Here is a 21,838-nt window from a genome sequence, read left to right as displayed (position 1 = left end):
CCAGCTAACCTGCCCTCAATTCAGGAGGATTCGGATGTCCTTTTCCATCGCAGGCAAGACAGCAATCGTTACAGGCGGGGCCAATGGCATCGGGCTGGCCATAGGTCGGCATTTCGCGGACGCGGGCGCAAATGTCATGTTCGCCGATATAGATGAGAAACGTCTGATCGATGAGCTTGGGGAACAGGCAGAAGACGGCAATATTCGTTATTTCGCAGGCGACCTGCGCGAAAAGCTGACCATTGCCAATTTGCTGTCGGCAACACTGGATGCGTTTGATCAGGTGGATATTCTGATCAACGGAGCGCGCCAGGTGATCCAGTCTGATCCGCTTGATCCCGATGACGATTCGATGCGTACCTTGCTGAACCAGAACCTGATGCCTGCGCTGCGGCTCAGCCAGTTGGTCGCAAAACGCATGATCAAGCAGGCCGGGGGCGACGATGAAAACCCTGCCGGATCGATCATCAACCTGTCATCCATCGCGGCCCGCCGCACGCATCCCGACCTGATGGCCTATTCCGTGTCGACCGCCGCGCTGGACCAGATGACACGTTCACTGGCCGTGGCGTTGGCGCCGAACCGCATCCGGGTCAATTCGATTGCGCTCGGCTCGGTCATGAGTGCATCACTGCAATCGACGCTAAGAGAGAACCGAGAATTCCGCGACGATATCGAAAAGCACACACCGCTTGCCCGTATCGCGTCGGCCACTGAATTGACGGAAACCGCGCAGTATCTGGCATCGGATGCAGCCGGATTCATCACCGGCCAGATCCTGACAATCGATGGCGGCCGCACATTGCTTGACCCTGTCGCCGCACCGGCGCATTGAGACCCATGTTCGAAACAGAAAAAAACACCGCCTCAGCCTGGTTCCGCCAATTGCGCGACGACATTGTTGCCGCCTTCGAAGCATTGGAGGACAGCCACGACACCGGCCCGTTTTCCGACGCAAAGCCCGGCCGCTTTGAAGTCAAGGAAACCAAACGCCAGTCCGAGGACGGCTCTGACGCAGGGGGCGGTCTGATGTCCGTGATGCGCGGCGGGCGAGTGTTTGAAAAGGTCGGGGTCAATGTCTCGACAGTTTACGGGACCCTGGGCGAGCGTGCACAACAGGCGATGGCAGCACGCAAAGGCATCCCCGGGATGACCGAAGACCCGCGTTTCTGGGCCTCGGGGATCAGCCTCGTGGCGCATATGCAGAACCCGCATGTCCCGGCGGTGCATATGAACACTCGGATGTTCTGGACCCAGCACGCCTGGTGGTTCGGCGGCGGATCGGATCTGAACCCCTGCATCGAATATGATGACGATACGGCGCATTTCCATGATACCCAAAAGGCTCATCTGGACCCGCATGGACCCGGACATTATCCGCGCCTGAAAGAGTGGGCGGACGAATATTTCTATATTCCCCACCGCAAACGCGCACGCGGCGTAGGCGGTATTTTCATGGATGATTATTGCACCGGAGACTGGCAGGCCGATTTCGCCCTGACGCAGGATATCGGTCGGGCTTTCCTGCCCGCTTTCGTGCCATTGGTCGAAAAACGGCGCGTACAGGGTTTCTTGGACGCCGACAAAGACACCCAGCTGGTGCATCGCGGTCTTTATGCGGAATACAATCTGGTCTATGACCGCGGCACCAAATTCGGACTGGAAACCGGACATGATCCGGACGCGGTTCTGATGAGCCTGCCACCAATGGCGAAATGGATCTGACCCTCAGAACGTGTCCATGATGAAGTTGTCATAGCAGTAGTTCTGCGCCGACGACGCCGACATGTTGGCCCCGACTTTCCTGACGGTGATGGAATATCCCGGCTTGGTATCCGCCCCCGGCGGCGGGGTCAGAGAGAATTGCACGGTCCGGACGCCGGGTTCATAGGCGCGCCAGATATAGATCCGTTGGTTGTTTGGCACGCCCAGACTACGGATCGCGTAATCCCCAATTCCACACCAATAATTCACGGGTGCTGAGGATCCGATGGCCTTGACCTCGTAGACACCGTCCGGCATTGGCGTGATTTCCGTACGAAATTGCGGCCGAACGGACAAGCCGAACCCGACAGCCTCGGCCATCGCAGGTATCGACAAAAGCACGGCAGCAGCCAAAGTCTTGAATGAACGCATAATCCAGGTATCCCGAAACAAGGGTCCGATACTAATAGCATAGTCGGGACGACCTGCGAGTAAAGCAGGACAGGCCAACGAGCCGGCAACACTGACCACATCAAAGAATTTATTCTACCCATATTGCAGGAAAGCAGTACACTCGCTGTAGACTTTTGGTTCCCGTTACACTGTTGGGCATCTCTTTGAGCAAGACGTTTCCAAAAGACTGGTTCGATTTCACACCGGAAAAATACGCGGATCTGGGCGCTATGTTCTATCTGGCGGGTTTGACGAAAACACATCAGAAACGCAGTCTGGCACAGGTTTTGTACGCGTTCGAAACTCCGTTTCGCCTGGGCCAGTACCATATCTTCCGACAGCACGGATTCCCCCGTGGTTTTGTCACCTTCGCCGGGCTCAGCCCCGAAGCCGAATTCCGTTACGCGGTGAAAGAAAAACCCCTTTCCGACACGGACTTCACCAGCGGATCATCCTTCTGGATCATTGATCTTGTGGCTCCGTTTGGACAGACCAGCCAAATTGTTGATATCCTCAAGCAGGAAATCCCGCACCCGCGTGTGCGCACCAACCGGATGGACAGTGACATGACACGCAATCGCATCGTCGAATGGACGCGGGATGAAGCGGGCGAGGTTCACATGCGCCTGTATCGCAAGAAGGAATTTGAACGCGTGCTGCAGCAAGGCGAGGGTTAATTGGTTTCAGTTCCGATCACAGGCGAACTGACCGGGGATGTGACTGGTTTTCCACCCAACGTTGAGACGGGACAACCCACTCTGGACAATGGGAACTTCAATCCGGTCACGCAAACCTGGACGATTGCGGCACAGCCCGCCAACGGCACCGCCTCGATCGACCCGAACACAGGAGAGTGGACCTATACCGTCGACCCGACATTTTTCGATGGCCTCGACAAAGGCGAAGTCGTCTTCGATTCTTTCTTCATCAGCGTCTCGGGTACAACCCAAGCCGGCCCATTCACCCTTCCATTCACCGGCACACCGGACCCGGTGGAAGTGGTCATCCGGATCGAGGGCGTCTGTTTTGCGGCCGGAACCCTGATCGAAACTGAAAGCGGCCCGCTTGCGATCGAAACGCTGGAGGCGGGTCATATGGTGGCCACTGCCGATCACGGTCTGCAACCTATCCGCTGGATCGAAAGCAGCAGGATTCCACCCGAACGATTATGCGATGAACCTGCTTTGCGCCCCGTTCGTATCTCGGCGGGCAGTCTGGGGCCGAACGAACCCTCACGGGACCTTCTGGTGTCGCAGCAGCACAGGATCCTGGTCAAAGGCCCGAAAGTCGAGCTGCTTTTCGGCGCATCCGAAGCCCTGGTTGCCGCCAAACACCTGTGCGGATGGCCCGGCATCGGCATCGATACATCGGTTCAAACGGTCGAGTATCTTCACGTCCTGCTGGACCGGCATGAGATCCTGAACGCCGAGGGCGCGCAGGCCGAAAGCCTGTTTCTGGGGGAAGAGGCCCTTTATTCGCTGTCCTCTGAGGCATTGCGCGAACTGGCTTCGATATTCCCCGACAGACCGACCTCGGGTCACACCGGGTTCGGGCGCGCGGCTCGTCTGATACTGCGCGAACACGAAGCCCGCGCCCTTGCCGGCGACTAGCTGCCGGCCACAATGCGCCCGCCGACATCCTGCGGGGCCAATGCAACCGTCTTGATCACGGCATAACATGTGCTGCCTGGTTTCAGGTTTAGGGCCGTAACAGATCGACGCGTAACCCGCGCAAGCACATTGCCCGCTGGGGTCTTTACCGACACGATGGCACCCGGCCCCTCGCCCGACCGGATCGTGTCCACGGTCCCGGCCAGCACGTTCAGTGCCGAAAGCCCTTCGGGTTTGTTGTTCGACAGGATCACTTCCTGAGCGGGTATCCGAATCCGCAAGTTTGCCCCGACCTCATGCGCGATACGAGGCAGAAAGAGCCGCGCGCCATTGGCGTTCAACTCCGTCAGCCCGTCGGAATGATGCTTTGCAACCTGAACTTGCAACACGGCCCCGACGGCGCGAATTCCCGCAGGGGCCACTGACGGGTCGGCAAGCATTTCGGATGCGGGCCCGTGGCGAACGGCCTTGCCATCCTGCAACGCAACAACGGATGTAGCCAGCCGGGCCACTTCAGCGGCAGAGTGCGTCACATAGAGGATCGGAACCGAGACCTCGTCCCTGAGACGCTCGAAATAGGGCAGGATTTCCGCTTTTCGCCCATCATCCAGTGCTGCCAGCGGTTCATCTGCAAGGACCAATCGCGGGCTTGCCAACAAGGCCCGCCCGATGGCGACGCGCTGTTTCTCACCGCCTGACAACCCGGCAGGTCTGCGGTCCAGCAGATGACCGATGCCCAGCATGTCGATGACTTTGTCGGGGTCTTCGCGACGTGTGTTTTTCGGCGCAAACCAACGCCCATAGGCAAGGTTCTGGCGCACGGTCAGATGGGGGAACAACCGCCCTTCCTGAAAAATATACCCCAACCGACGCCGATGCGGCGGCAGCCACAGGCCCTGTTCCGTGTCGAACAGAACCCAGCCATCTACCGCCACCCGGCCCGCCTGGGGCCGCAACAACCCTGCCACGGCATTGACGATGGTGGTCTTGCCCGATCCCGAGCGCCCGAACAGCACCGTCACGCCCGGCGGCGCATCAAAACTGACGTCCAGATCAATCCCCGACAGATGGTGGTGCAATCGAACAGACAGGCTCATGATCCGGCCACCCGCGCCGCGGCACGCCGCCCCACATACTCCGACAACAACAACGCGCTCATTGCGATGACGATCGAGATCAGAACCAGCCGGGTCGCGGCCGCCTCGCCGCCCGGGACCTGCAAAAAAGCGTAGACAGCCGAAGGCAACGTCTGTGTCTGACCCGGGATGTTGGACACGAAGGTAATCGTCGCACCGAATTCACCCATGGCCTTGGCGAAGGCCAGAATAGCCCCGGCTATGACACCCGGCAAAATCATCGGCAAGGTCACCGTGCAAAACACCATCGGACGCGACGCGCCCAGAGTTGCCCCTGCCTGTTCCAGCTTCGGGTCCACCGCTTCGATCGACAAACGGATCGCCCGGACCATCAAAGGGAAGGCCATGATCCCGGCGGCAAGGGCCGCGCCTGTCCAGCGAAAGGCCACGACGATCCCGAACTCGGCCAGAAGCCGGCCCAGCGGCCCTTGAATGCCGAAAGTCAGCAACAGCAGGTATCCGGTGACAACCGGCGGCAGGATCAAAGGCAAATGCACCAGACCGTTCAAAACCTGTCGTCCGGGAAACCGCCAACGCGCCAGAGCATAAGCGACAAATATACCAAACGGCAAAGTCGCCAGCGTCGCCCAGAAGGACACGCGCAATGATAGCTTCAAAGCTTCTGCTTCGGCAGGCCCTAACCAATCCAAGGCAATCACCTGACCGGCAGGGTAAATCCCTGCTCCAGAAATACAGCCGTGGCTGCATCCGTTTTCAGGTGTTCAAGAAAGGCGTGTGCTCCTTCTTTTGCATCGAGGGTCAGTGCCGCGGGGTAAATTATCGGTGGATGCAGATCGGCAGGGAACGTCCCAACGACCCGGACCCTTTCTTCCACCCTGGCATCTGATTGGTACACGATCCCAAGCGGCGCGGCCCCTGCCGCCACCAGAGCCAGCGCAGCGCGCGCATTGTCGGCCTGCGCCACCTGTGTCCGCACAGCCTCCCACTGGTTCAGACTTTGCAAAGCAGCTTTGCCATAGATACCGGCAGGCACCGCGTCGACCAGTGCCATGGCCAGATAGCCGTCTTTCAAGTCCACCTTGAGGTCATATCCGGGCTGGATTTCACCCACTTGCGCATGATCTTCAGCCCCGATCAGAACCAGGCCGTTGCCCAGCAGATCAACCCGAGAGTCTGCCCGGATCAATCCGTCCTGCTCCAACACATCCATCCAATCCGTATTGGCCGAGACAAACACATCCGCAGGCGCACCTTGCTGAATCTGCCGGGCCAGGACCGACGACGCCGCATAGGAAACGGAAACGCTCTGACCGGTCTGGTTTTCGTACCCGACAACGATTTCGTCCAAGGCGGTCTTGAGGCTGGCCGCTGCAAAGACCAGAATGCCTTCTGCACCGGCCCGGATCGGGGCCAGCGCCGTCATGCCAAGGACCAATGCCACCATCCAAAATCGGCGGGCGAAGGATAGGGTCATGTACACTCCCGACCGGTTTGCTTCAGTCTCTCCGGGGATATCGGACGCCACCGGTGGCGCGCAAGCGCCTTTGGCCATTTACACATGATGGGTTGTAGGTTGAGCAAGGCGTTTTCCATCGATCTGTCCGAAAATGTGCTGCCCACCTTCCAGCGCCGAGAGGCGCCCCGAGCGCCCGCCTGTTCGGCCTACGGATGACAAGATGCCCCGTTGGACGGCCACCGAAGACGGAACGCAAGAAAATCTTCCAGACCCTCTTGCACCTGCCCGCAGGCTTGGCTAAATGCAGCATTACGGGTGATTAGCTCAGTTGGTAGAGCGCTTCGTTTACACCGAAGATGTCGGGAGTTCGAGTCTCTCATCACCCACCATCCTTTCCCCGCAGTGTATCAAGGTCTTACGCGACTAGCACCTCTTGCTATGCTGCGCATGAAACTGTGTCCGCTGCGCCTCCGCTGCACTTGAACGGAAAAGATATCTCCAACACAGGAGATTTGGGCAATGGCAACAATCGAAAAACGACCTGGGGTCAGGATTCATAACCAGTAAATTAAGTTTGCTACGAGTGCGATGGCTGATAGGAAGACCTTGGAACAACGGTCACAGCGTGTCGCCACGCGCCTCCAATCCCTAAGCCTGCCAAACATAATCTCAATGCGGTTTCGCCGCTTGTATCTGCGCTTGTCGTACTCGACAGGCGTCTTTCGCTGCTTTCGCCCGGGGGTGCAGGCGCGTATCCCTTTGTCTTTCAACGCTTCTCGAAACCAGTCGGCGTCATAACCACGATCCCCGAGAAGCCAATTCACGTTTGGTATGCTGCTGAGCAGAGCCAGAGCACCGATTTAATCACTGATTTGCCCGGCCGTAACGAACAGGTTGAACGGGCGACCCTGGCTATCACAGATAGTATGCAGCTTGGTATTCATGGCACCCTTGGTTCTATCGATCAGGCGGCCACGCCCCCTTTTTTGCGGCCATACTGGTCGCAATGCGGTGTGCTCTTAGATAGGTCGCGTCAATCATGACTGTCGTCTCTTCGCCATGCTGGGCGGCCAGACCAGACATGATCCGTGCGAAGATGCCTTTCTCGCTCCAACGCGTCCATCGGCTGTAAAGCGTTTTGTGCGGCCCGTAAGCTTCCGGGGCATCTCACCAGCGCAAACAATTGCGATTGATGAAGATAATCCCGCTCAAAACCCGTTTGTCATCAACCCGAGGCTTGCCGTGCGACTTCGGGAAAAATGGGACAAGCTTCGCCATCTGCGCGTCGGCTCGCCAATAAAGATCGCTCTTGTCTCCGCTCCGTTCTAGGAGCAGTGAGTCACGCAGCGCAGCTAAACACAATGCATCCTGACCCTAGGAGTTAACTTAGAACTTGTATGGAAGTCTGTCGCCCAGCAAAAAACAGTAAACGGATAGAATATTTGGCTGAACCCGATCAGGTAACTCATAGTCAGTTTGAACTGACGAGTTATTTCCCGGTATCAATCCGTCGATGTCTACAGCCCATTCGAAACTAGCCACCGCTTTGGCGGGTATGTTGGCGGGTAGCTGGTAAAAACCGCCATTTTTTCCAATGAATTCAAAGGAAAGTGGCGGTGGTGTCAGACGGATTCGAACCAGTCTCAGTTTGCCGCCAAATGCGTGAACCTATGCGGAACAAAGTTGACGCCACTCGGCGAGAGCGGCGGTCCGGTTCAGCTTGAAGATTTCTCGTGAGTAAAGGTGGCGTTCTTGATTGAAATGATTGTGCACTGAGGAATGAACTGAGGCGAATTTCTGCAGACTTCGCATGCGCCGGAAGCGGAGCATCGCCCTCTCTCGTCGTCGGAACGGTAGGTGGGAATTCTCCGCCCGGTTGTTCAGCCAGCGGCCCGTTTCTTGCCGATCCGCCGCCCCGATTTCCTTCAGCGCAGCGCCATAGGAGCGCAACTTGTCCGTGACGAATACGTGTGGACGGCCATGCCGCTTCATCAATTTCCTGAGGAATTTCAATGCCGCTTTCTTGTCACGCGTCTTGGTAACAATGCTTTCAAGCACCTCGCCCTCGTGATCGACGGCCCGCCACAAGTAGTGGCGTTCGCCATTGATCTTCACGAACATCTCGTCGAGGTGCCAACGCCATTGACTGGATCGCATGCCTTCGATCCTGCGCTTCCTGATCTCTGAGGCAAACATCGGCCCGAAACGGCGCCACCAAAACCGAACCGTTTCATGGCTGATTTCGACACCGCGTTCATGCAACAGATCTTCGACATTCCGAAGCGAAAGAGGGAAACGGATGTACAGCATCACGGCCAGGCGGATGATTTCCGGGCTGCTTTGAAAGCCTTTGAACGGGTCAGGTTTGGTCATGTTCAGACGCTACGAGGCCGCCCTGCCCGTCTCAACCGGAATCTTTCTGACAATACCATTTGACGGCTATGGATGAACCAGACAACATGGAGCTGCTGCAAGAGCTCTCTGAGGCAGATGCCAGGGCAAAAGTGATGGGCGATCATTTCCCTGCAGTTTTTGATATACGTTAGCTGCCACTAGAAAAGGGGCACGGTATGGATGAATTGAAGCGTTACCGTCGGCGTAAAAATGCTACCGTGGTTGCTGTGCAAATTGATCTGGAAACTGACGGTTTCACTTATCAGAAATGGGGAGACGTTCAAGTTGCACGCGCCGGAGATTGGCTCGTCAATAACAATGGCAGCGTGTATACAATTGATAGCAGAGTGTTTGAGCGGACCTACTCGGAAATCAGCCTTGGTCTGTATGAGAAGACGACATTAACCTGGGCGAGAGTCGCAAAGTCTGATGGGCAAGTGAAATCCACGTCTGGTTTTACCAATTATCAAGCCGGGGATATGATTGCATTCAACAGCACCGATGAAAATGATGGTTGGGCAATGAGCCCGAAAGAGTTTGAAAGATTGTACGAACCTGACGAGTGAGGACGGGAATGCTGACTCGTCGGCACCTTTCAACAAGGTTGTACTGAGTACATAGAGCGGACCCTGGCTCTGAGGTTTGTCGCATTTTAGCAGTTGCCAACCGGGTTTTTCACGACCTCACAAACGCGCAAAGACAAGCACGGTGTAGAACATGAGGAAAGAAGTTTTTCTAGCTGTTTGTTTCGGTTACATCATTTCTTGGGCGGGAGAGCTGCACGCCGAACAAGTGCTACGCCGCCTCGAACCGGGTGATCCAGACAGGAAACCGATTTTGAATGCAGCGCGACTTACGGTAGCTGCAGATTTTGGTTTGAAAGAGCCAGCGGAACTAGTGTTCAAGGTTAATAAGTTGAGTACAGGTCATCCCATCATGTGCGTAATTGATGATTGGGCCGTATTGGGTGCACAACCGGGAACCCGCTCGTCCGGAAGCTGGGCACCATTGGTCTTGGACTGTTTTGACGGTGAAGATCATCTAGACAATTTGACCGTACTGTTACTTTCCCGAGAGAATGGAGACTGGCAAGTCGTTCGCGGTGGGAGCCTATGTGCTAGTGATGTTCCTTGGCTATCTTGGCAGGACCAACCCGACTTAGTAGGAGTTGTACCACAAGGAGTCTACGGCTGCTTCGAGGCGCCCTAGGCAAGTCCCCAACCACGCAGTATACTTCAACTTGGAGATGTTATATCCTCTATTTTTAATGGAATGTTTGTAGTCTTATGAACCTTTAGTTGCCGATCTCTAAATTCATCTACTTTGCGAAAAACATTTCGTTTGGTGGAGATTGATCAGGGCGCTGTTGGTTATTCAAACTATATTTGATTGGAGATAAGTATGAGCACCAGCCCCATCGATTTATGTGAAGTGGATGTGCAGGACGGGATACTCATCCAGCGCGGTCTACACGCGCTGGGATTTTATGACGGGACATTTCGTGGTAAGCCCGGCCCCAGAACAAAGGATGCATATTCCCGGTATCGTGGCGCTGATCAGACCGAAGAACCCGTTACCGGCGAAATCCTTTCTTATTCTAGTAAGGTTGAAGATGAGTTTGAGTTTCCCGGCGAAATTAAGACGGGAGCGCGTGGTATAAAAGCCCGTCGCGTTCAAGAATGGCTAACATTTCACAACTTCCGGACTGCAGTAGACGATGACTTTGGCGATGCAACTAAGCGGACGGTCAAAAAATTTCAATCTGCTCGAGGCCTAGATAGCACAGGGGTGGTGGACGAGGCGACATGGAGCCACTTGGTGGCGCCCATGCTAAGAGCATTCGCGAGGCCAGAAATGGACGCGCCGACCTCGCTATCGGATGCCGTGCTGCGCATAGCCAGACAGCATTTGCGTGAGCACCCGGTCGAAATTAGCGGCCAGAATAAAGGGCCATGGGTCAGAGCCTACATGAATGGCAATGAAGGGGACGCGTGGCCATGGTGCGCAGGTTTCGTAACTTTTGTGATGAAGCAAGCAGCGAAGGTCAATGGAATTGCCATGCCAATTGGCGGGTCTTTTTCTTGTGACATACTTGCGACCCAGGCGAAAACAGCTGGTTTGTTTGTGTCAGAACGTAGCCTCGATAATTCACCGACAGAGTTCTCTAATAGTGGGCTGGGAAGTTGTTGTATCTTTCTTGTTCGAAGAACTTCGAGCGATTGGACGCACACTGGTTTCGCCTTTGACTATGAAAACGGCACATTTGATACGATCGAGGGCAACACAAACGACGAAGGGTCTAGGGAAGGGTACGAAGTTTGTCGCCGAACTCGAGGGCGCAAAAAGAAAGACTTCATTAGGTTGTGATGAGACACTGAATCGGAGAACGTTTTTTTGGGAGTATACTTGTGGTAAGTTTGATTGCCAGGAGAAGCACTGGGACTAATAAATGACACAACTTGGTGAATGCGGATTTCAAGAGCGCTCGCGTAGATGAGTTTGGGCAAGTTAAATTTTGGGAGGACAAAATGGGTACACCCAGGACTTACAACAGACTTTTAAACACTCAGATAAAAATGTTCGCAGCTTGGCTGCCCGTGACCAATACGTTCCGACTTGGTGACTACGGTTTAATGTCTGGGGGTGTTTTTCATCAAATCGGTCATATCTCAGAGTTTTTGGGCGGCGATGCTGTTGGACCTGGTAACACTCGGTCCAGCGACAACAGCACGACAGTCGATCTTAAAAGTGAGGGTACCGTAGTGGCTCGAACGGCAGCGGGCGTCGAGGTTGATGCTTTCCCTCCTGCCGGGGATGTGGACGCTGAAATGAAGATCGAATTCACTCGAGAGGACTCGTTTTTGGTCAAGGCCAAACTTACTCGAGAAGACCTCGACAACACGGCCTTTTTGGCGGGGCAACTCAAAAAGCAAAGTGGATGGAAGCTAAAATATCGAGTAGTCAGTAGCCTCTACAAAACAGAAGGCTGTACCGTAATTTCTGCAAAACGAGCTGGAGCGGAGATAAAACTTGGTGGATCCGCATCGGCGTTAAAAGCACTAGATGCTGCATCGGCTTCAACAGAGGTAACCTACTCTTCTAATCAAGATATTGGATTAGAAATTGTCGGAGAAGGTGGCGTAATGGGATTAGGTTTGTTCAAGCTTCGACTTTTGGGCGGCGGTCTCAGAGTTCTCAGCAACGGCCATGCTCCAGACGACGCAGAATTGGGCATGATCGAGTTAGACGGGCCGGAGGATCTCGACGACAACGACGTGTAACCGACTATGTCCAGTCAATGGAAAAGTATAATGGTTGAGCCAGTGCGGACGGGCGTCAGAAATGCAATGCTCGATCCGCAACGGAGCTATCAGCTGCTAATCCCATCTCAAGAAACCTTCACGTCTAGGCTAGATGAAGATGTCTTCGACCGTGACTTTCATAAACAGTTTTTAGTCTCGCTTCAGTCTTTAGCTTACTTTGACAAGAGCCACAAACCGATCAATGTTGCGACGCGCAACCAAGCGCTAGAGAACTGCTCCAAATTGGTGGGCAAACTGTTCAAAAAAGCAGAATTCAAGTCTGAGCAAGCCTTCACGCAAATAGACTTGGTACTTAGTTTTGATGAACTGACGCAACTTCCGTTTGAGACGCTTACAATTCCGGACGGAGAGGGAAACAAAGTCCATCTAGGTGATCATAGAGCTGGCAAAGTCATCCTAACGCGAAGAATTCGGGGAGCGGAAATTCAAAAAAGTGGCCCTTGGCCGATCAGGCCGCGTGTTCTTTTTGCATGGGCCGCGGCCGATGCAAAAGGACAGCGCAGCGAACCGGAACACAAAAAGCACTACGATGCTTTACGGGACGCCTTCTTGCATATAACTCCATCTCGGACGTTCGAGGGCTATACAGATGTTATTCCCGATGCAAAGTCGATAATTACAGAGCTCAAAGATGCTAGCCTGCACGATATTGAAACGGCATGCATAGAAGCTCGTGATGAAAACGCTCCATACACTCACGTGCATATGCTTGCTCATGGAGTCCCAATTGCAAAAAAGCATCAAAACTGCACCGTATATGGTGTTCGCCTCCGAGGAGAAGACTCGATTTCTCAAGATGTTAGTTCTGAGGACTTGTGCAAGGCTCTGTCTCCAATGCTCTCCAGTTGTCGAGCTGTCACATTGGCAATTTGCGATGGGGGAAATGAAACAAGCCTGTTAGAGCCAGGAGAGTCACTTGCACATAAGCTGCACGAGGCCGGCTTCCCTGTTGTGATAGGTTCTCAGTTTCCGCTCACATTTGGCGGTTCCAGTATTATGGTGAGCAGCTTCTATCGAGGGGAAGCCAATGGTTTGGATGTTCGCGAGTCCTTACTGGAGATGCGACGGGAGTTGTTCGATTACGGGCAAGAGCAAAACACCCATGACTGGGCTGCAATTACACCATATGTGCGGCTGCCAGACGACTATAGACAGCGATTGTTTCTGACATCCACGGGAGCTGACTTGTTGAGGATGGAAGCCGCAAGCGACCGGATGGGCAAGCTTATTGCGGCCAACGCCAGCACAATCGACAGGTATCGCGAAGAAATTGACGCGACCTGTCAACATGCTGATGCGTTAAAACTTAAACTTAAAACGGTCGACAAAGAACCGGACTTGGTCCAAATACAATTTCTAAAAAATGAAATATTGGGACTGATAGCGAGTTCAGCTAAACGCAGAGCGGAGTGGTATTGGGAGTTGGCCAAGTGTTTTGCCGATTATCGTGAAGAATTAGTTGGAAAATCGCGACATGAGTTGAATGAGGCACGGGACTGGTACAAGCGCTCTGCCGAGGACCTGAACAACCACTGGGGTGTCTTGCAAGCCGCAGCGACGGAGATCATTACCCTAGGCGATGCCAGCAACAATCTGTTCCTCAAGATCGGTCGAATGGCGAGTGAGAATGTCGTCGCATCGGAAAGCGACCTTGAAAAAGTGTGTTGGGCACACGGAACACTTATGGAATGCGAACTGCTAGAGGGACATATTGATGGTTCGACCGATATCGTCGAAATTGTTGCTTGCTTCAACAGATTGAAGGCAACGTCTCACGGCAAGGATCACCCGCCCGCGACAACCATCAAGACACTGATACGTTATCGAGATTGGTGGACGAAAGAGAACGGCTTTTTCCGGAACTCGGAGAAAGATCTATCAGAAATCGCTGCCCGAGTGCTCGAAAAGGTCAAAGGCTCATCAAGTTGAGCCGGACTTTTCTAGAAAAGCTTAGCTTGTTGCTGATGGTGCGGCTGTATTATTCTCGATTCGGAACCAACACTGTGTAGGTGCAATTGAATGCGTCTCTCGCGATACGATAAGTATCGGAAGTGTCAATGGGATCTTGTACGATCGCTTCTCCCGGACATGGCGGCATAGTCTCGCCCCAGGGGGCGACGAAAGAAAAGGGTGCCTGATTTGTTGGAACGATAAAAAACTCCATCTTTTTACCGATGGGGCGATACTCCGCCCAGTCCTTACTAGTGGTGCCGTGTAGTGGTCCTTGATAACGCGTTGCGAACTTGTCGGCCTTGACGAGTATCTCTTCGTTTCCGGTTGCCTCGCAACGGTTCTTTACGACCATGTCACCTGAGAACGGCGGTGAGAAAGTCGACCACGGTAGCGGTGGGATGAGCCTGCTGCGGGCGGCGTAAAAGTCGTCCATCTTTGCCCTTCTTTTCGTAACGGAGGGGGGGGCGAGAGGATCTTTTCCGTGGATTTGTATCGTAAAGTTCGTCTGGCCTGTGCCGAGGGCATGAGCCAGCGAGAAGCGGCCCGGCATTTCGGAATATCTCGTGACAGCGTTCGCAAGATTTTGGCGTTTTCGGTCCCGCCCGGCTACCGGCGGTCAGCACCGATCCGGCGGCCCAAGCTGGATGGGTTCACCGGGATCATTGATCAATGGTTGTCGGAAGATCGGCAACGACCGCGCAAACAGCGGCATACGGCCAAGCGGATCTGCGAGCGACTGCGTGATGAGCATGGCTTCGAGGGTGGTTACACCATCATCAAGGATTATGTTCGGGAGCACGGTCGACGGCATCGCGAGATGTTCGTGCCGCTTAATCATGCACCGGGCCACGCTCAGGTCAATTTCGGCGAAGCTGTGGTTGTGATCGGTGGCATTGAACAGAAGGCCCATTTCTTTACCTTGGACCTTCCACATAGCGATGCCTGTTACGTCCGGGCCTATCCGGCGGCGACCGCGGAAGCCTGCCCTCTCGGCAGATTGCTTCGCAATCGCCTGCCGGGTGACAGATGGATGGTCACGTCCATGCCTTTAGGTTCTTCGGGGCCGTTCCGAATTCGATCCTGTACGACAACGACCGGTGCCTTGTGGCGAAGATCGAGCCCGACGGAACTCGCAGGCGCGCGCGGCTGTTCAGCGAGATGCTGTCCCACTACGTGATCCGGGACCGCTACGGGCGTCCTGGCAAGGGCAACGACAAGGGGTCCGTCGAAGGGCTGGTTGGCTATTCCCGGCGCAACTTCATGGTGCCGGTCCCGAGCTTTCCGACCTGGGGTGCCTTCAACGACTGGCTCGAAGAGCAGTGCCGGAAGCGCCAAACCGACAAGCTGCGCGGGCACAATGAGACAATTGGAGAGCGGCTTCAACGCGATCTGGAGATCATGGCGCCGCTTCCCGCCCGGTCCTTTGACGCCTGTGACCAGGCATCGGGCCGGGTCAGTTCCCTGTCGCTGCTGCGCTATAAGACCAACGACTATTCCGTGCCGGTTGCCTACGGCCATCGCGATGTCTGGATCCGCGCCTATGTTGACCGTGTGGTCATCGGATGTGGTGGGGAGGTCAGCGATTACATCGGCGCACGGGCACTCGTGAGCAGTTTGCCAAAGGTAGACTGGCTACAGGGAGATCGCGGATATGACGCCGATTGGTTCAGAGAAACGTTGAAAGACAAAGGGATACGCGCATGCATCCCTGGTCGAAAACAGCGAAAGACGACCGTTCGATACGATAAGCGTCGATACAAGCGCCGGAACCGCATTGAGATCATGTTCGGCAGGCTCAAAGACTGGAGGCGTGTGGCGAACCGTTACGACAGATGTCCAAAGGTGTTCCTATCAGCAATCGCCCTCGCAGCTCTCGTCATATATTGGCTATGAGTCCTGACCCTTCTGTATCTCGAGTTTGCTAACTTAACCCCGTCAGCCACCTTTGCCGAGGTTGCTGACGGGGCGGTGTATGGCGTCTGAGCCTTGTGGCATGACCACGTTTTCTAGCGAGCCAGCACCGTCTCTCTTCATCGTCTCGAACAGTTGAATGCGGCCGGTCTGGACCGCGGAGCAGAAGGAAGAGGGTATGAACAAAGTATCACACGAGCAGATCATCGGCATAGACGTCAGCCGCGATTGGCTTGATGTTCATTGTCTGCCGGAGACTCGTAGGTTGCGACTCCCAAACAGCGATGAGGGCCACGCGCAGCTTGTTTGTCTGGCACAATCAACGCACGCGCTTGTTTGTTTCGAGGCGACTGGAGGGCAGGAATGGCGTCTGTGGACCGCGCTGGATGCAGCCGGTATCGCGACTCGGCAGTTGCCGCCAGCTCAGATCAAAGCCTTCGCTGCCAGCCGTGGCACACGCGCCAAGACGGATCGGATCGATGCGGAACTCATTGCGCGATTCATGGCATTTCGACCAGACGCAGGGCGCGAACTGCCACATGGGAAATTGCGCCTTCTCAGAGCCTTGGCATCAAAGCGTGCGCAACTTGTCGAGACGCGCAAGAGACTTCTGGCGCAGATCAGGGCGCATGAGAAGTTGGGAACGGATGGGATTTTCACTGAAGTTGATGCTGAGCTGAGGGAGCTGTTGGATCGGCAGATCGGTACATTGGAAGATCAGATTGCGCAGACCATCGCTGCCGATCAGGGCCTTGCAAAAACCGCTGATATCTTGCGTTCTGTTCCTGGGATCGGCCCCGTTGCCAGCACTATTCTGATCGCGGAAATGCCCGAACTGGGCCAACTCTCGGGAGAACAAGCTGCCGCGCTCACGGGTCTGGCTCCCATTGCTCACGACAGCGATGCGATGCGTGGCAAGCGCGCCATTGGTGGGGGTCGGCGACAGGTACGACACGTCATGTTCCAAGCTGCTCTCGTCGCGAGTCATCACAATCCGCATCTCAAGATCTTCGCAGATCGTTTGCGTGACGCAGGCAAACCACACAAAGTCATCATCACAGCAGTCGCCAGAAAGCTTGTTACAATCGCGAACGCACTCCTCAAATCTCGGCAAAACTGGTCGGCTCAAACCGCCTGAGAAATACAGTTGCTAGTCAGTGGCATTGATTAAAAGAATTTTTTAGAGTGATAGCCCAAAGGATAGGAACTTTTAGCCTTTAAATGTTTGTGAAACTCAAAAACGTGGTTTTTCGTTTTGGGGCTGTACAGACAAAATTATCGTAGGAGGAGATTGGGAGATGCCGGATTCAGAGAAGGTATCCATCTTTATCAGTCATGGAAGCAACGATAAAGATTTGGCATTGGCGCTTAAGAGAATGCTAGATCAATCTTTTACTGGTGCCATCGACACTTTTGTTTCTTCTAGCGATCTTTTGCCTGGCGAAGACTGGTATTCTGTAATAAGAGCGCGTGTGCAAAACGCAAATTTTGTCTTGGTTCTACTGACACCGTTCTCTTACCAAAAAAGCTGGGTTATTTTCGAAGCGGGCGCAGCTGTCGGAAGGGGCCTAAACCCCATACCAATCTGCGCGAAGGGTCTCGATATCTTCAAGGTAATTGAACCTCTGAATACTTATCAGGTAATTTCCCTTCAAGACGAAGAACAAGTAAATCTGTTAGTGCGCAAAATTGAGCTAGAGTTTAAGCTGGTTTCATCGATTAATGCTGAGCATATAGACAAGGTTCTTGAGCTTTCCAAACCGTTGCTGGAACAGATGCCTGGTCCACTTCCGCCCGCGGTAAAGGATCGAGAGTATTTTGAAGTTGAAGAACTCAAGCGCGAGTGGGCCGAACTTGCTGAGGATCGAAAAGTATTCTGGGATGCATTGCGAGAGTGTTTTCCTGTTTTCAGGTCAGAATCCGAGATTCTCAACGACCAAATAACATTTGAGGGGTTAGTTGATTTGGCTGATCCTCCCGTAGGATTACCTCTTCAACGTGGGGAGAACTTGAGAGATTACAGTTCAAGTTTCGCACCGCAGCTTAAGAAGTTTGATCGTGTTTTGTTGGATTTTTGTGTTGGTGTGTACGGACCTCGAAGCGGCGAAAAAAAACAGTTTGAGGTGTCGATAATGAAGAAAGACGCCTGGGAGCGGTTTCACTCTGCACGTGGCAGAATCGCGAAATGGATTGATAGGTGGTCGGGGAGTGTATACCGAGGGGATCGGATGGAAATAAAAACACTGAAGAATGAGTTGGAAAGCCATTTACGGATAATAAAGGCGTTGTGTTATCTTGAGATTGCATTGTGCGACTGGACGCAAGACGAAGGGCGGGGAAAGCACTCTTTATTTCGACTTTGCAGGGATTGGAAAGATATCGTATAGCTCGATCATTCCTGAATATTTTTCTGGTGCACAGTGACAGACGGTACGCGAGTGCCTCTGATAATCACACAAGATACGCCCGACTGTCTTTGCCCCCTAAAATTGGGCCACTACTTTGGCCGAGAAGGGGAAACAAGGGATGGCTCGGAAGCGATACTCGGACGAAGACATCTTCATACAGTAGGAACTCAGGCTGGTAGAACTTGGGTATTCAAGCCCCCACCAAATCTTGAACGCGAAGGCATTCCGGACGCTCAACATTCTCGACGAGTTCAACCGCGAGTGCCTGGCGATCAAGGTCATGCACTAACACTGTCTGACGTCAGCACCAATGGGACAGTTTAGGTCGATTTGATAAGAGAGGATCTGGCTCATCTGGTTTGTTTGATTATGCGGCGGATTTGCGGTGAAGTGAGCGTCAAAGCTCTCTCTGATGGTTTCAAGAGCACTGCCCCAGAGCAAGCGACACTCACCATTCACATCCTGCACCAGGTTGTTTTCGATAGATTTCGATCTGAGCAAGAACCTTCAGCTAACCGCCAAAAAGCAGGCAAACCCCACAGGCCGGTTAGGGCATTCATTAGCTACTCTGGAACAAGTGAACACCATAAAAACTGGGTTGCAGACATCGGCACTTACCTTAGAGCAAACGGAATAAATGCACGTCTAGATCAATGGCACCTCAGACCGGGCATGGACATACCCCAGTGGATGACCAACGAGCTCGAACTCGCTGAGCGCGTCGTTATCATATCTGATGCACGATATGCAGACCGCGCTGACGGTCGATCTGGCGGTGATGGTTGGGAGACAATGCTCATCCAAGGGGATATGTCGAACCTTCCACCAGACTCGACAAAATATCTTACCATCTTAAGGGAGAACAACTTCGACTCTGGTGTTCCGCGCTATCTCAAAACAAAATACTGCATGCACTGGAATAGTGAGTTGGACCAAGAACGGTTGAAAACGGATCTCTTACAAGAGCTATTTGATATTCCAAAGGAGCCACCTATCGGTTTGCCGCCAAGTCTGGAAATTTAGGGTCAGGATTCATAACCAATAGATGACGGTTGCCGCGAGAGCGATGGCTGAGAGGAAGACCTTGGGGCAGCGGTTTTAGCGTGTCGCCACGCGCCTCCAATCTTTGAGCCTGCCGAACATGATCTCGATCCGGTTGCGGCGTTTGTACCTGCACTCATCGTATTTGACCGGTGTCTTGCGTTGCTTTCGACTAGGAATACAGGCGCGTATCCCTTTGTCTTTCAACGCATCTCGGAACCAGTCTGCGTCATCGCCACGATCCCCGAGCAGCCAGTCCACATTTGGAATACTGCTGAGCAGAGCCCGAGCACCAATGTAATCGCTCACTTGCCCCGCAGTGACAAAAAGGCTGAGCGGCCGCCCTTGGCTGTCACAGATAGCATGCAGTTTGGTATTCAAGCCCCCCTTTGGTTCGACCAATCAGACGGCCACACCCTCCTTTTTTGCGGCCATGCTGGTCGCGGTACGATGTGCCTTTAGGTAGGTCGCGTCGATCATCACGGTCTTTTCCTCGCCGTGTTCGGCAGCCAAGCCGACCATCATCCGAGCGAAGATACCTTTCTCGCTCCAACGCTTCCACCGGCTGTAAAGCGTCTTGTGCGGCCCATATTCCTTGGGAGCGTCACGCCAACGCAACCCATTGCGATTGATGAAGATAATACCGCTCAGCACTCTCTTGTCATCGACCCGTGGCTTGCCATGCGACCGCGGGAAGAAAGGGGAAAGCTTGGCCATCTGCTCATCGGTCAGCCAGAAAAGGTCGCTCATGTCACCGCTCCGTTTTCCGAGCCGTGAATCATGCTGCGCGTTGGAAATCAATGCATCCTGACCCTAACAGCATCTTCGGGTTCTCGTAGCGTCCTCTAAGAGGCCGCAGCGAAATGGAGATTCTCTTAGAAGTTGCGCGAATCACGGGATATGAGCTACCATTAAATTTTATTTTTGGATGCGTAATTATGGCCTTGAGTATTTTTCAGAGTTATGCACACCAAGATTGGAAGCCGGCCCCTGCTTACACTGAAAGTAGGTTGGAAATCTTCGTTGATGTTATCCGGCAGAACCTTGGTGCAAATGACCATCGACGAAACGTCATATGGCGGAGAGACTCTGAAGGTGCGCTGCGCTACGGTGACGACGTTGATTCAACAATTGAGAAGATTATCGACAAGTGCGACGTTGGGTTGGTCATTCTTTCAAAGTCATATGTTGCGTCAGAGAACTGCACAAAAGAATTCGATTTGTTGGTCAGTTCCGGCAAACCATTTTTGGTACTTCAGCTAGAGCCCATTTCCGATGAACTGGAAAGGTTTGACTGGTTAGAAAGGTACAATGAAGTCAAGACGCAACTGTACTGCGAATTGTTTGATCCGCCAAAAACCCCGGACGGTCGCGTGACGCTGATTGGTTACCCTACCCCGCAAATCGACGAAGCAAACGAGAAACTGTTTTATGATAAAGCCCTCCATCTTGCTCAAGATATTCTGCGCAAGTTCGATGTACTAGAATTGGAGGACACAGCAGGCTCTGATGGAGGCGATCAACCTAAAGAAGACACGACACTTTGTGACGTTCTATTGCTAGCCACGTGCCCAGAGCCCGAGACTGAAGAAGCGGCCAAGAAATTAGTTGCTATACTGCGTCAAAGTGACATTCATGTGAGGAGACTTGATGAGAATTCAATTACAACAGATCTATTGGACAAGGCAGTTGGCAGGGCTCGCGTAGTTGCGCAAACCCTTGGTATTATGTCAGGGCGCAAGATTGGAGGCGAGGCGCTTGCCGAAATGCAGTACAAACGTGTTAGCAAAATTGGAAAACCACAGCTGACCTGGTTAACCAAATCTGCAAGAAACCTTGTGCATCTAAGCGACAGCTACCGAGATTTCATCCAATCGATTGAATTCGACAATCGTAGTGTTGAAGATTTCGCGCGGTCTCTTTGTCGGCTTGTAAAAGATGAGCATGAGAAAGAAACTCTTTTTCAAAGCTACAACATACCCGCAGGCAACGCCATCGTAGTGATTGATGCTCATCAAGATGATTGGGATGCCGGACAGCGCTTCCAAGAACGAGTAGAGCAAGCGGCTAAAAACTTGTTAGATAACATCGTCGTACAGTTCGTGGATGAGGGTAAGGAAAGCTATCGTGACACTACAAAGCTCCTAGCGGCTGCAAAGATACACGCGGTTCTAATGATGTATGGACCTTCGCGAGCTGGGCGCTGTCGTGTCCAAGAACGAATGCCAGAGTACATCAAGCCAATTGCCCTGCAACGTCAACGCAATCGCACTATTTTGAGTGCGCTTGCGATTGGAGACCCTTGCGATCCTAGCGCTCCGCCCTCGCCTCGCGGGTACGCGGGTGGAAAGGAAATTTATCGTCTTCTTTTAGACAAGACGTCGTTAAACGATGACAGGACAAAGGCTTTTGTGGAGCACCTGAGTGCAATTGCGCAAGAATTCGGTTCTGGCGATGCTGCACTTAACCCAGATAGAGTCGTTTAGTT

18 protein-coding genes, 1 tRNA gene and 4 pseudogenes are annotated in these 21,838 nt (G+C 53.5%); 15 read left to right on the top strand and 8 right to left on the bottom strand.

Features of this window, described 5'->3' with window-relative positions:
- The first annotated feature begins 34 nt into the window (after window positions 1-34).
- Both FIU92_RS02080 and hemF read left to right on the top strand, forming a co-directional pair.
- Window positions 35-835, top strand: a complete 801-nt coding sequence (locus FIU92_RS02080; RefSeq protein WP_152456984.1) for an SDR family NAD(P)-dependent oxidoreductase — start codon at window positions 35-37, stop codon at window positions 833-835.
- A 5-nt stretch (window positions 836-840) separates the two neighbouring features.
- A complete protein-coding gene (gene hemF / locus FIU92_RS02075) occupies window positions 841-1,725 on the top strand; it encodes an oxygen-dependent coproporphyrinogen oxidase (RefSeq protein WP_152456983.1) in 885 nt (294 codons plus the stop codon).
- A gap of 3 nt (window positions 1,726-1,728) precedes the next feature.
- Here the strand turns inward: hemF and FIU92_RS02070 are convergent, their stop codons facing one another.
- On the bottom strand, window positions 1,729-2,136 hold the full coding sequence (locus tag FIU92_RS02070; RefSeq protein WP_152456982.1) for a hypothetical protein: 408 nt from the start codon (window positions 2,134-2,136) through the stop codon (window positions 1,729-1,731).
- A 185-nt stretch (window positions 2,137-2,321) separates the two neighbouring features.
- On the opposite strand from FIU92_RS02070, the gene FIU92_RS02065 reads away from it, so the two are divergent.
- Together FIU92_RS02065 and FIU92_RS02060 are read left to right on the top strand one after the other, a co-directional pair.
- The gene (locus tag FIU92_RS02065) at window positions 2,322-2,834 is read left to right on the top strand and encodes a toxin-activating lysine-acyltransferase (protein WP_152456981.1); all 513 of its coding nucleotides are present in this window, start codon (window positions 2,322-2,324) and stop codon (window positions 2,832-2,834) included.
- Window positions 2,835-3,767, top strand: a complete 933-nt coding sequence (locus FIU92_RS02060) for a Hint domain-containing protein (RefSeq protein ID WP_152456979.1) — start codon at window positions 2,835-2,837, stop codon at window positions 3,765-3,767. It begins immediately after the preceding gene.
- Here FIU92_RS02060 and modC read toward each other — a convergent pair.
- The 3 genes from modC to modA are packed head-to-tail and all read right to left on the bottom strand — an operon-like array spanning window position 3,764 to window position 6,338.
- On the bottom strand, window positions 3,764-4,864 hold the full coding sequence (modC, locus tag FIU92_RS02055; RefSeq protein ID WP_152456977.1) for a molybdenum ABC transporter ATP-binding protein: 1,101 nt from the start codon (window positions 4,862-4,864) through the stop codon (window positions 3,764-3,766). The genes FIU92_RS02060 and modC overlap by 4 nt on opposite strands.
- Window positions 4,861-5,553 carry a molybdate ABC transporter permease subunit gene (gene modB / locus FIU92_RS02050; protein WP_152456975.1) on the bottom strand — a complete coding sequence of 231 codons (693 nt, stop codon included), beginning with the start codon at window positions 5,551-5,553 and terminating at the stop codon, window positions 4,861-4,863. The genes modC and modB overlap by 4 nt, the downstream gene beginning before the upstream one ends.
- A gap of 5 nt (window positions 5,554-5,558) precedes the next feature.
- Window positions 5,559-6,338, bottom strand: a complete 780-nt coding sequence (modA, locus tag FIU92_RS02045) for a molybdate ABC transporter substrate-binding protein (RefSeq protein WP_254705343.1) — start codon at window positions 6,336-6,338, stop codon at window positions 5,559-5,561.
- A 295-nt stretch (window positions 6,339-6,633) separates the two neighbouring features.
- Here modA and FIU92_RS02040 point away from each other — a divergent pair.
- Window positions 6,634-6,709 (top strand) — tRNA-Val (locus FIU92_RS02040).
- A 165-nt stretch (window positions 6,710-6,874) separates the two neighbouring features.
- On the opposite strand, the pseudogene FIU92_RS02035 reads toward FIU92_RS02040, so the two are convergent.
- Window positions 6,875-7,598 (bottom strand): annotated as a pseudogene (locus FIU92_RS02035) (IS5 family transposase).
- Between the two features lie 390 nt (window positions 7,599-7,988).
- Window positions 7,989-8,693 (bottom strand): IS6 family transposase, encoded by a 705-nt coding sequence (locus tag FIU92_RS02030; RefSeq protein WP_152456974.1) that lies wholly within the window; start codon window positions 8,691-8,693, stop codon window positions 7,989-7,991.
- A gap of 197 nt (window positions 8,694-8,890) precedes the next feature.
- Here FIU92_RS02030 and FIU92_RS02025 point away from each other — a divergent pair, with 197 nt between their 5' ends.
- The 4 genes from FIU92_RS02025 (at window position 8,891) to FIU92_RS02010 (ending at window position 13,966) form a co-directional block, all read left to right on the top strand.
- Window positions 8,891-9,280, top strand: a complete 390-nt coding sequence (locus FIU92_RS02025) for a hypothetical protein (RefSeq protein WP_152456972.1) — start codon at window positions 8,891-8,893, stop codon at window positions 9,278-9,280.
- A gap of 835 nt (window positions 9,281-10,115) precedes the next feature.
- Window positions 10,116-11,081: a peptidoglycan-binding protein gene (locus FIU92_RS02020; RefSeq protein WP_152456971.1), complete on the top strand. Its 966-nt coding sequence runs from the start codon at window positions 10,116-10,118 to the stop codon at window positions 11,079-11,081.
- 95 nt (window positions 11,082-11,176) lie between these two features.
- Window positions 11,177-11,995: a hypothetical protein gene (locus FIU92_RS02015; RefSeq protein WP_152456969.1), complete on the top strand. Its 819-nt coding sequence runs from the start codon at window positions 11,177-11,179 to the stop codon at window positions 11,993-11,995.
- Between the two features lie 30 nt (window positions 11,996-12,025).
- Window positions 12,026-13,966, top strand: a complete 1,941-nt coding sequence (locus tag FIU92_RS02010; protein WP_172978456.1) for a CHAT domain-containing protein — start codon at window positions 12,026-12,028, stop codon at window positions 13,964-13,966.
- A gap of 49 nt (window positions 13,967-14,015) precedes the next feature.
- On the opposite strand, the gene FIU92_RS02005 is transcribed toward FIU92_RS02010, so the two are convergent.
- Window positions 14,016-14,423, bottom strand: a complete 408-nt coding sequence (locus FIU92_RS02005) for a hypothetical protein (RefSeq protein ID WP_152456965.1) — start codon at window positions 14,421-14,423, stop codon at window positions 14,016-14,018.
- Between the two features lie 90 nt (window positions 14,424-14,513).
- Here FIU92_RS02005 and istA point away from each other — a divergent pair.
- From istA to FIU92_RS01985, 5 genes and pseudogenes are all read left to right on the top strand, one after another.
- Window positions 14,514-15,568, top strand: a pseudogene (gene istA, locus FIU92_RS22930) (IS21 family transposase); the annotation flags it as partial.
- Window positions 15,560-15,883, top strand: a pseudogene (locus tag FIU92_RS22685) (transposase); the annotation flags it as partial. The pseudogenes istA and FIU92_RS22685, both read left to right, overlap by 9 nt.
- A 196-nt stretch (window positions 15,884-16,079) precedes the next feature.
- Window positions 16,080-17,039, top strand: coding sequence for an IS110 family transposase (locus tag FIU92_RS01995; RefSeq protein ID WP_152456964.1), 960 nt, complete (start codon window positions 16,080-16,082; stop codon window positions 17,037-17,039).
- A 160-nt stretch (window positions 17,040-17,199) separates the two neighbouring features.
- A complete protein-coding gene (locus FIU92_RS01990) occupies window positions 17,200-18,288 on the top strand; it encodes a toll/interleukin-1 receptor domain-containing protein (RefSeq protein ID WP_152456962.1) in 1,089 nt (362 codons plus the stop codon).
- Between the two features lie 351 nt (window positions 18,289-18,639).
- The gene (locus FIU92_RS01985; RefSeq protein WP_152456960.1) at window positions 18,640-19,332 is read left to right on the top strand and encodes a toll/interleukin-1 receptor domain-containing protein; all 693 of its coding nucleotides are present in this window, start codon (window positions 18,640-18,642) and stop codon (window positions 19,330-19,332) included.
- 9 nt (window positions 19,333-19,341) lie between these two features.
- On the opposite strand, the pseudogene FIU92_RS01980 reads toward FIU92_RS01985, so the two are convergent.
- A pseudogene (locus FIU92_RS01980) lies at window positions 19,342-20,100 on the bottom strand (IS5 family transposase).
- A gap of 113 nt (window positions 20,101-20,213) precedes the next feature.
- Between FIU92_RS01980 and FIU92_RS01975 the strand changes: the two are divergent.
- Entirely contained in the window at window positions 20,214-21,836 is a 1,623-nt protein-coding gene (locus FIU92_RS01975) for a toll/interleukin-1 receptor domain-containing protein (RefSeq protein WP_152456958.1), read from the top strand.
- The last annotated feature ends 2 nt before the right edge of the window (window positions 21,837-21,838 follow it).

Source organism: Ruegeria sp. THAF33, assembly GCF_009363615.1.
Lineage (GTDB): Bacteria > Pseudomonadota > Alphaproteobacteria > Rhodobacterales > Rhodobacteraceae > Ruegeria.
This window is presented reverse-complemented; position numbering and strand designations above follow the sequence as displayed.

Bases quoted from the DNA above. Each gene is read 5' to 3' on its own strand.
- FIU92_RS02080 (WP_152456984.1), top strand. From the start codon at position 35: ATGTCCTTTTCCATCGCAGGCAAGACAGCAATCGTTACAGGCGGGGCC.
- hemF (WP_152456983.1), top strand. From the start codon at position 841: ATGTTCGAAACAGAAAAAAACACCGCCTCAGCCTGGTTCCGCCAATTG.
- FIU92_RS02070 (WP_152456982.1), bottom strand. From the start codon at position 2,136: ATGCGTTCATTCAAGACTTTGGCTGCTGCCGTGCTTTTGTCGATACCT.
- modC (WP_152456977.1), bottom strand. From the start codon at position 4,864: ATGAGCCTGTCTGTTCGATTGCACCACCATCTGTCGGGGATTGATCTG.
- modA (WP_254705343.1), bottom strand. From the start codon at position 6,338: ATGACCCTATCCTTCGCCCGCCGATTTTGGATGGTGGCATTGGTCCTT.
- FIU92_RS02030 (WP_152456974.1), bottom strand. From the start codon at position 8,693: ATGACCAAACCTGACCCGTTCAAAGGCTTTCAAAGCAGCCCGGAAATC.
- FIU92_RS02025 (WP_152456972.1), top strand. From the start codon at position 8,891: ATGGATGAATTGAAGCGTTACCGTCGGCGTAAAAATGCTACCGTGGTT.
- FIU92_RS02020 (WP_152456971.1), top strand. From the start codon at position 10,116: ATGAGCACCAGCCCCATCGATTTATGTGAAGTGGATGTGCAGGACGGG.
- FIU92_RS02010 (WP_172978456.1), top strand. From the start codon at position 12,026: ATGGTTGAGCCAGTGCGGACGGGCGTCAGAAATGCAATGCTCGATCCG.
- FIU92_RS02005 (WP_152456965.1), bottom strand. From the start codon at position 14,423: ATGGACGACTTTTACGCCGCCCGCAGCAGGCTCATCCCACCGCTACCG.
- FIU92_RS01995 (WP_152456964.1), top strand. From the start codon at position 16,080: ATGAACAAAGTATCACACGAGCAGATCATCGGCATAGACGTCAGCCGC.
- FIU92_RS01990 (WP_152456962.1), top strand. From the start codon at position 17,200: ATGCCGGATTCAGAGAAGGTATCCATCTTTATCAGTCATGGAAGCAAC.
- FIU92_RS01975 (WP_152456958.1), top strand. From the start codon at position 20,214: ATGGAGATTCTCTTAGAAGTTGCGCGAATCACGGGATATGAGCTACCA.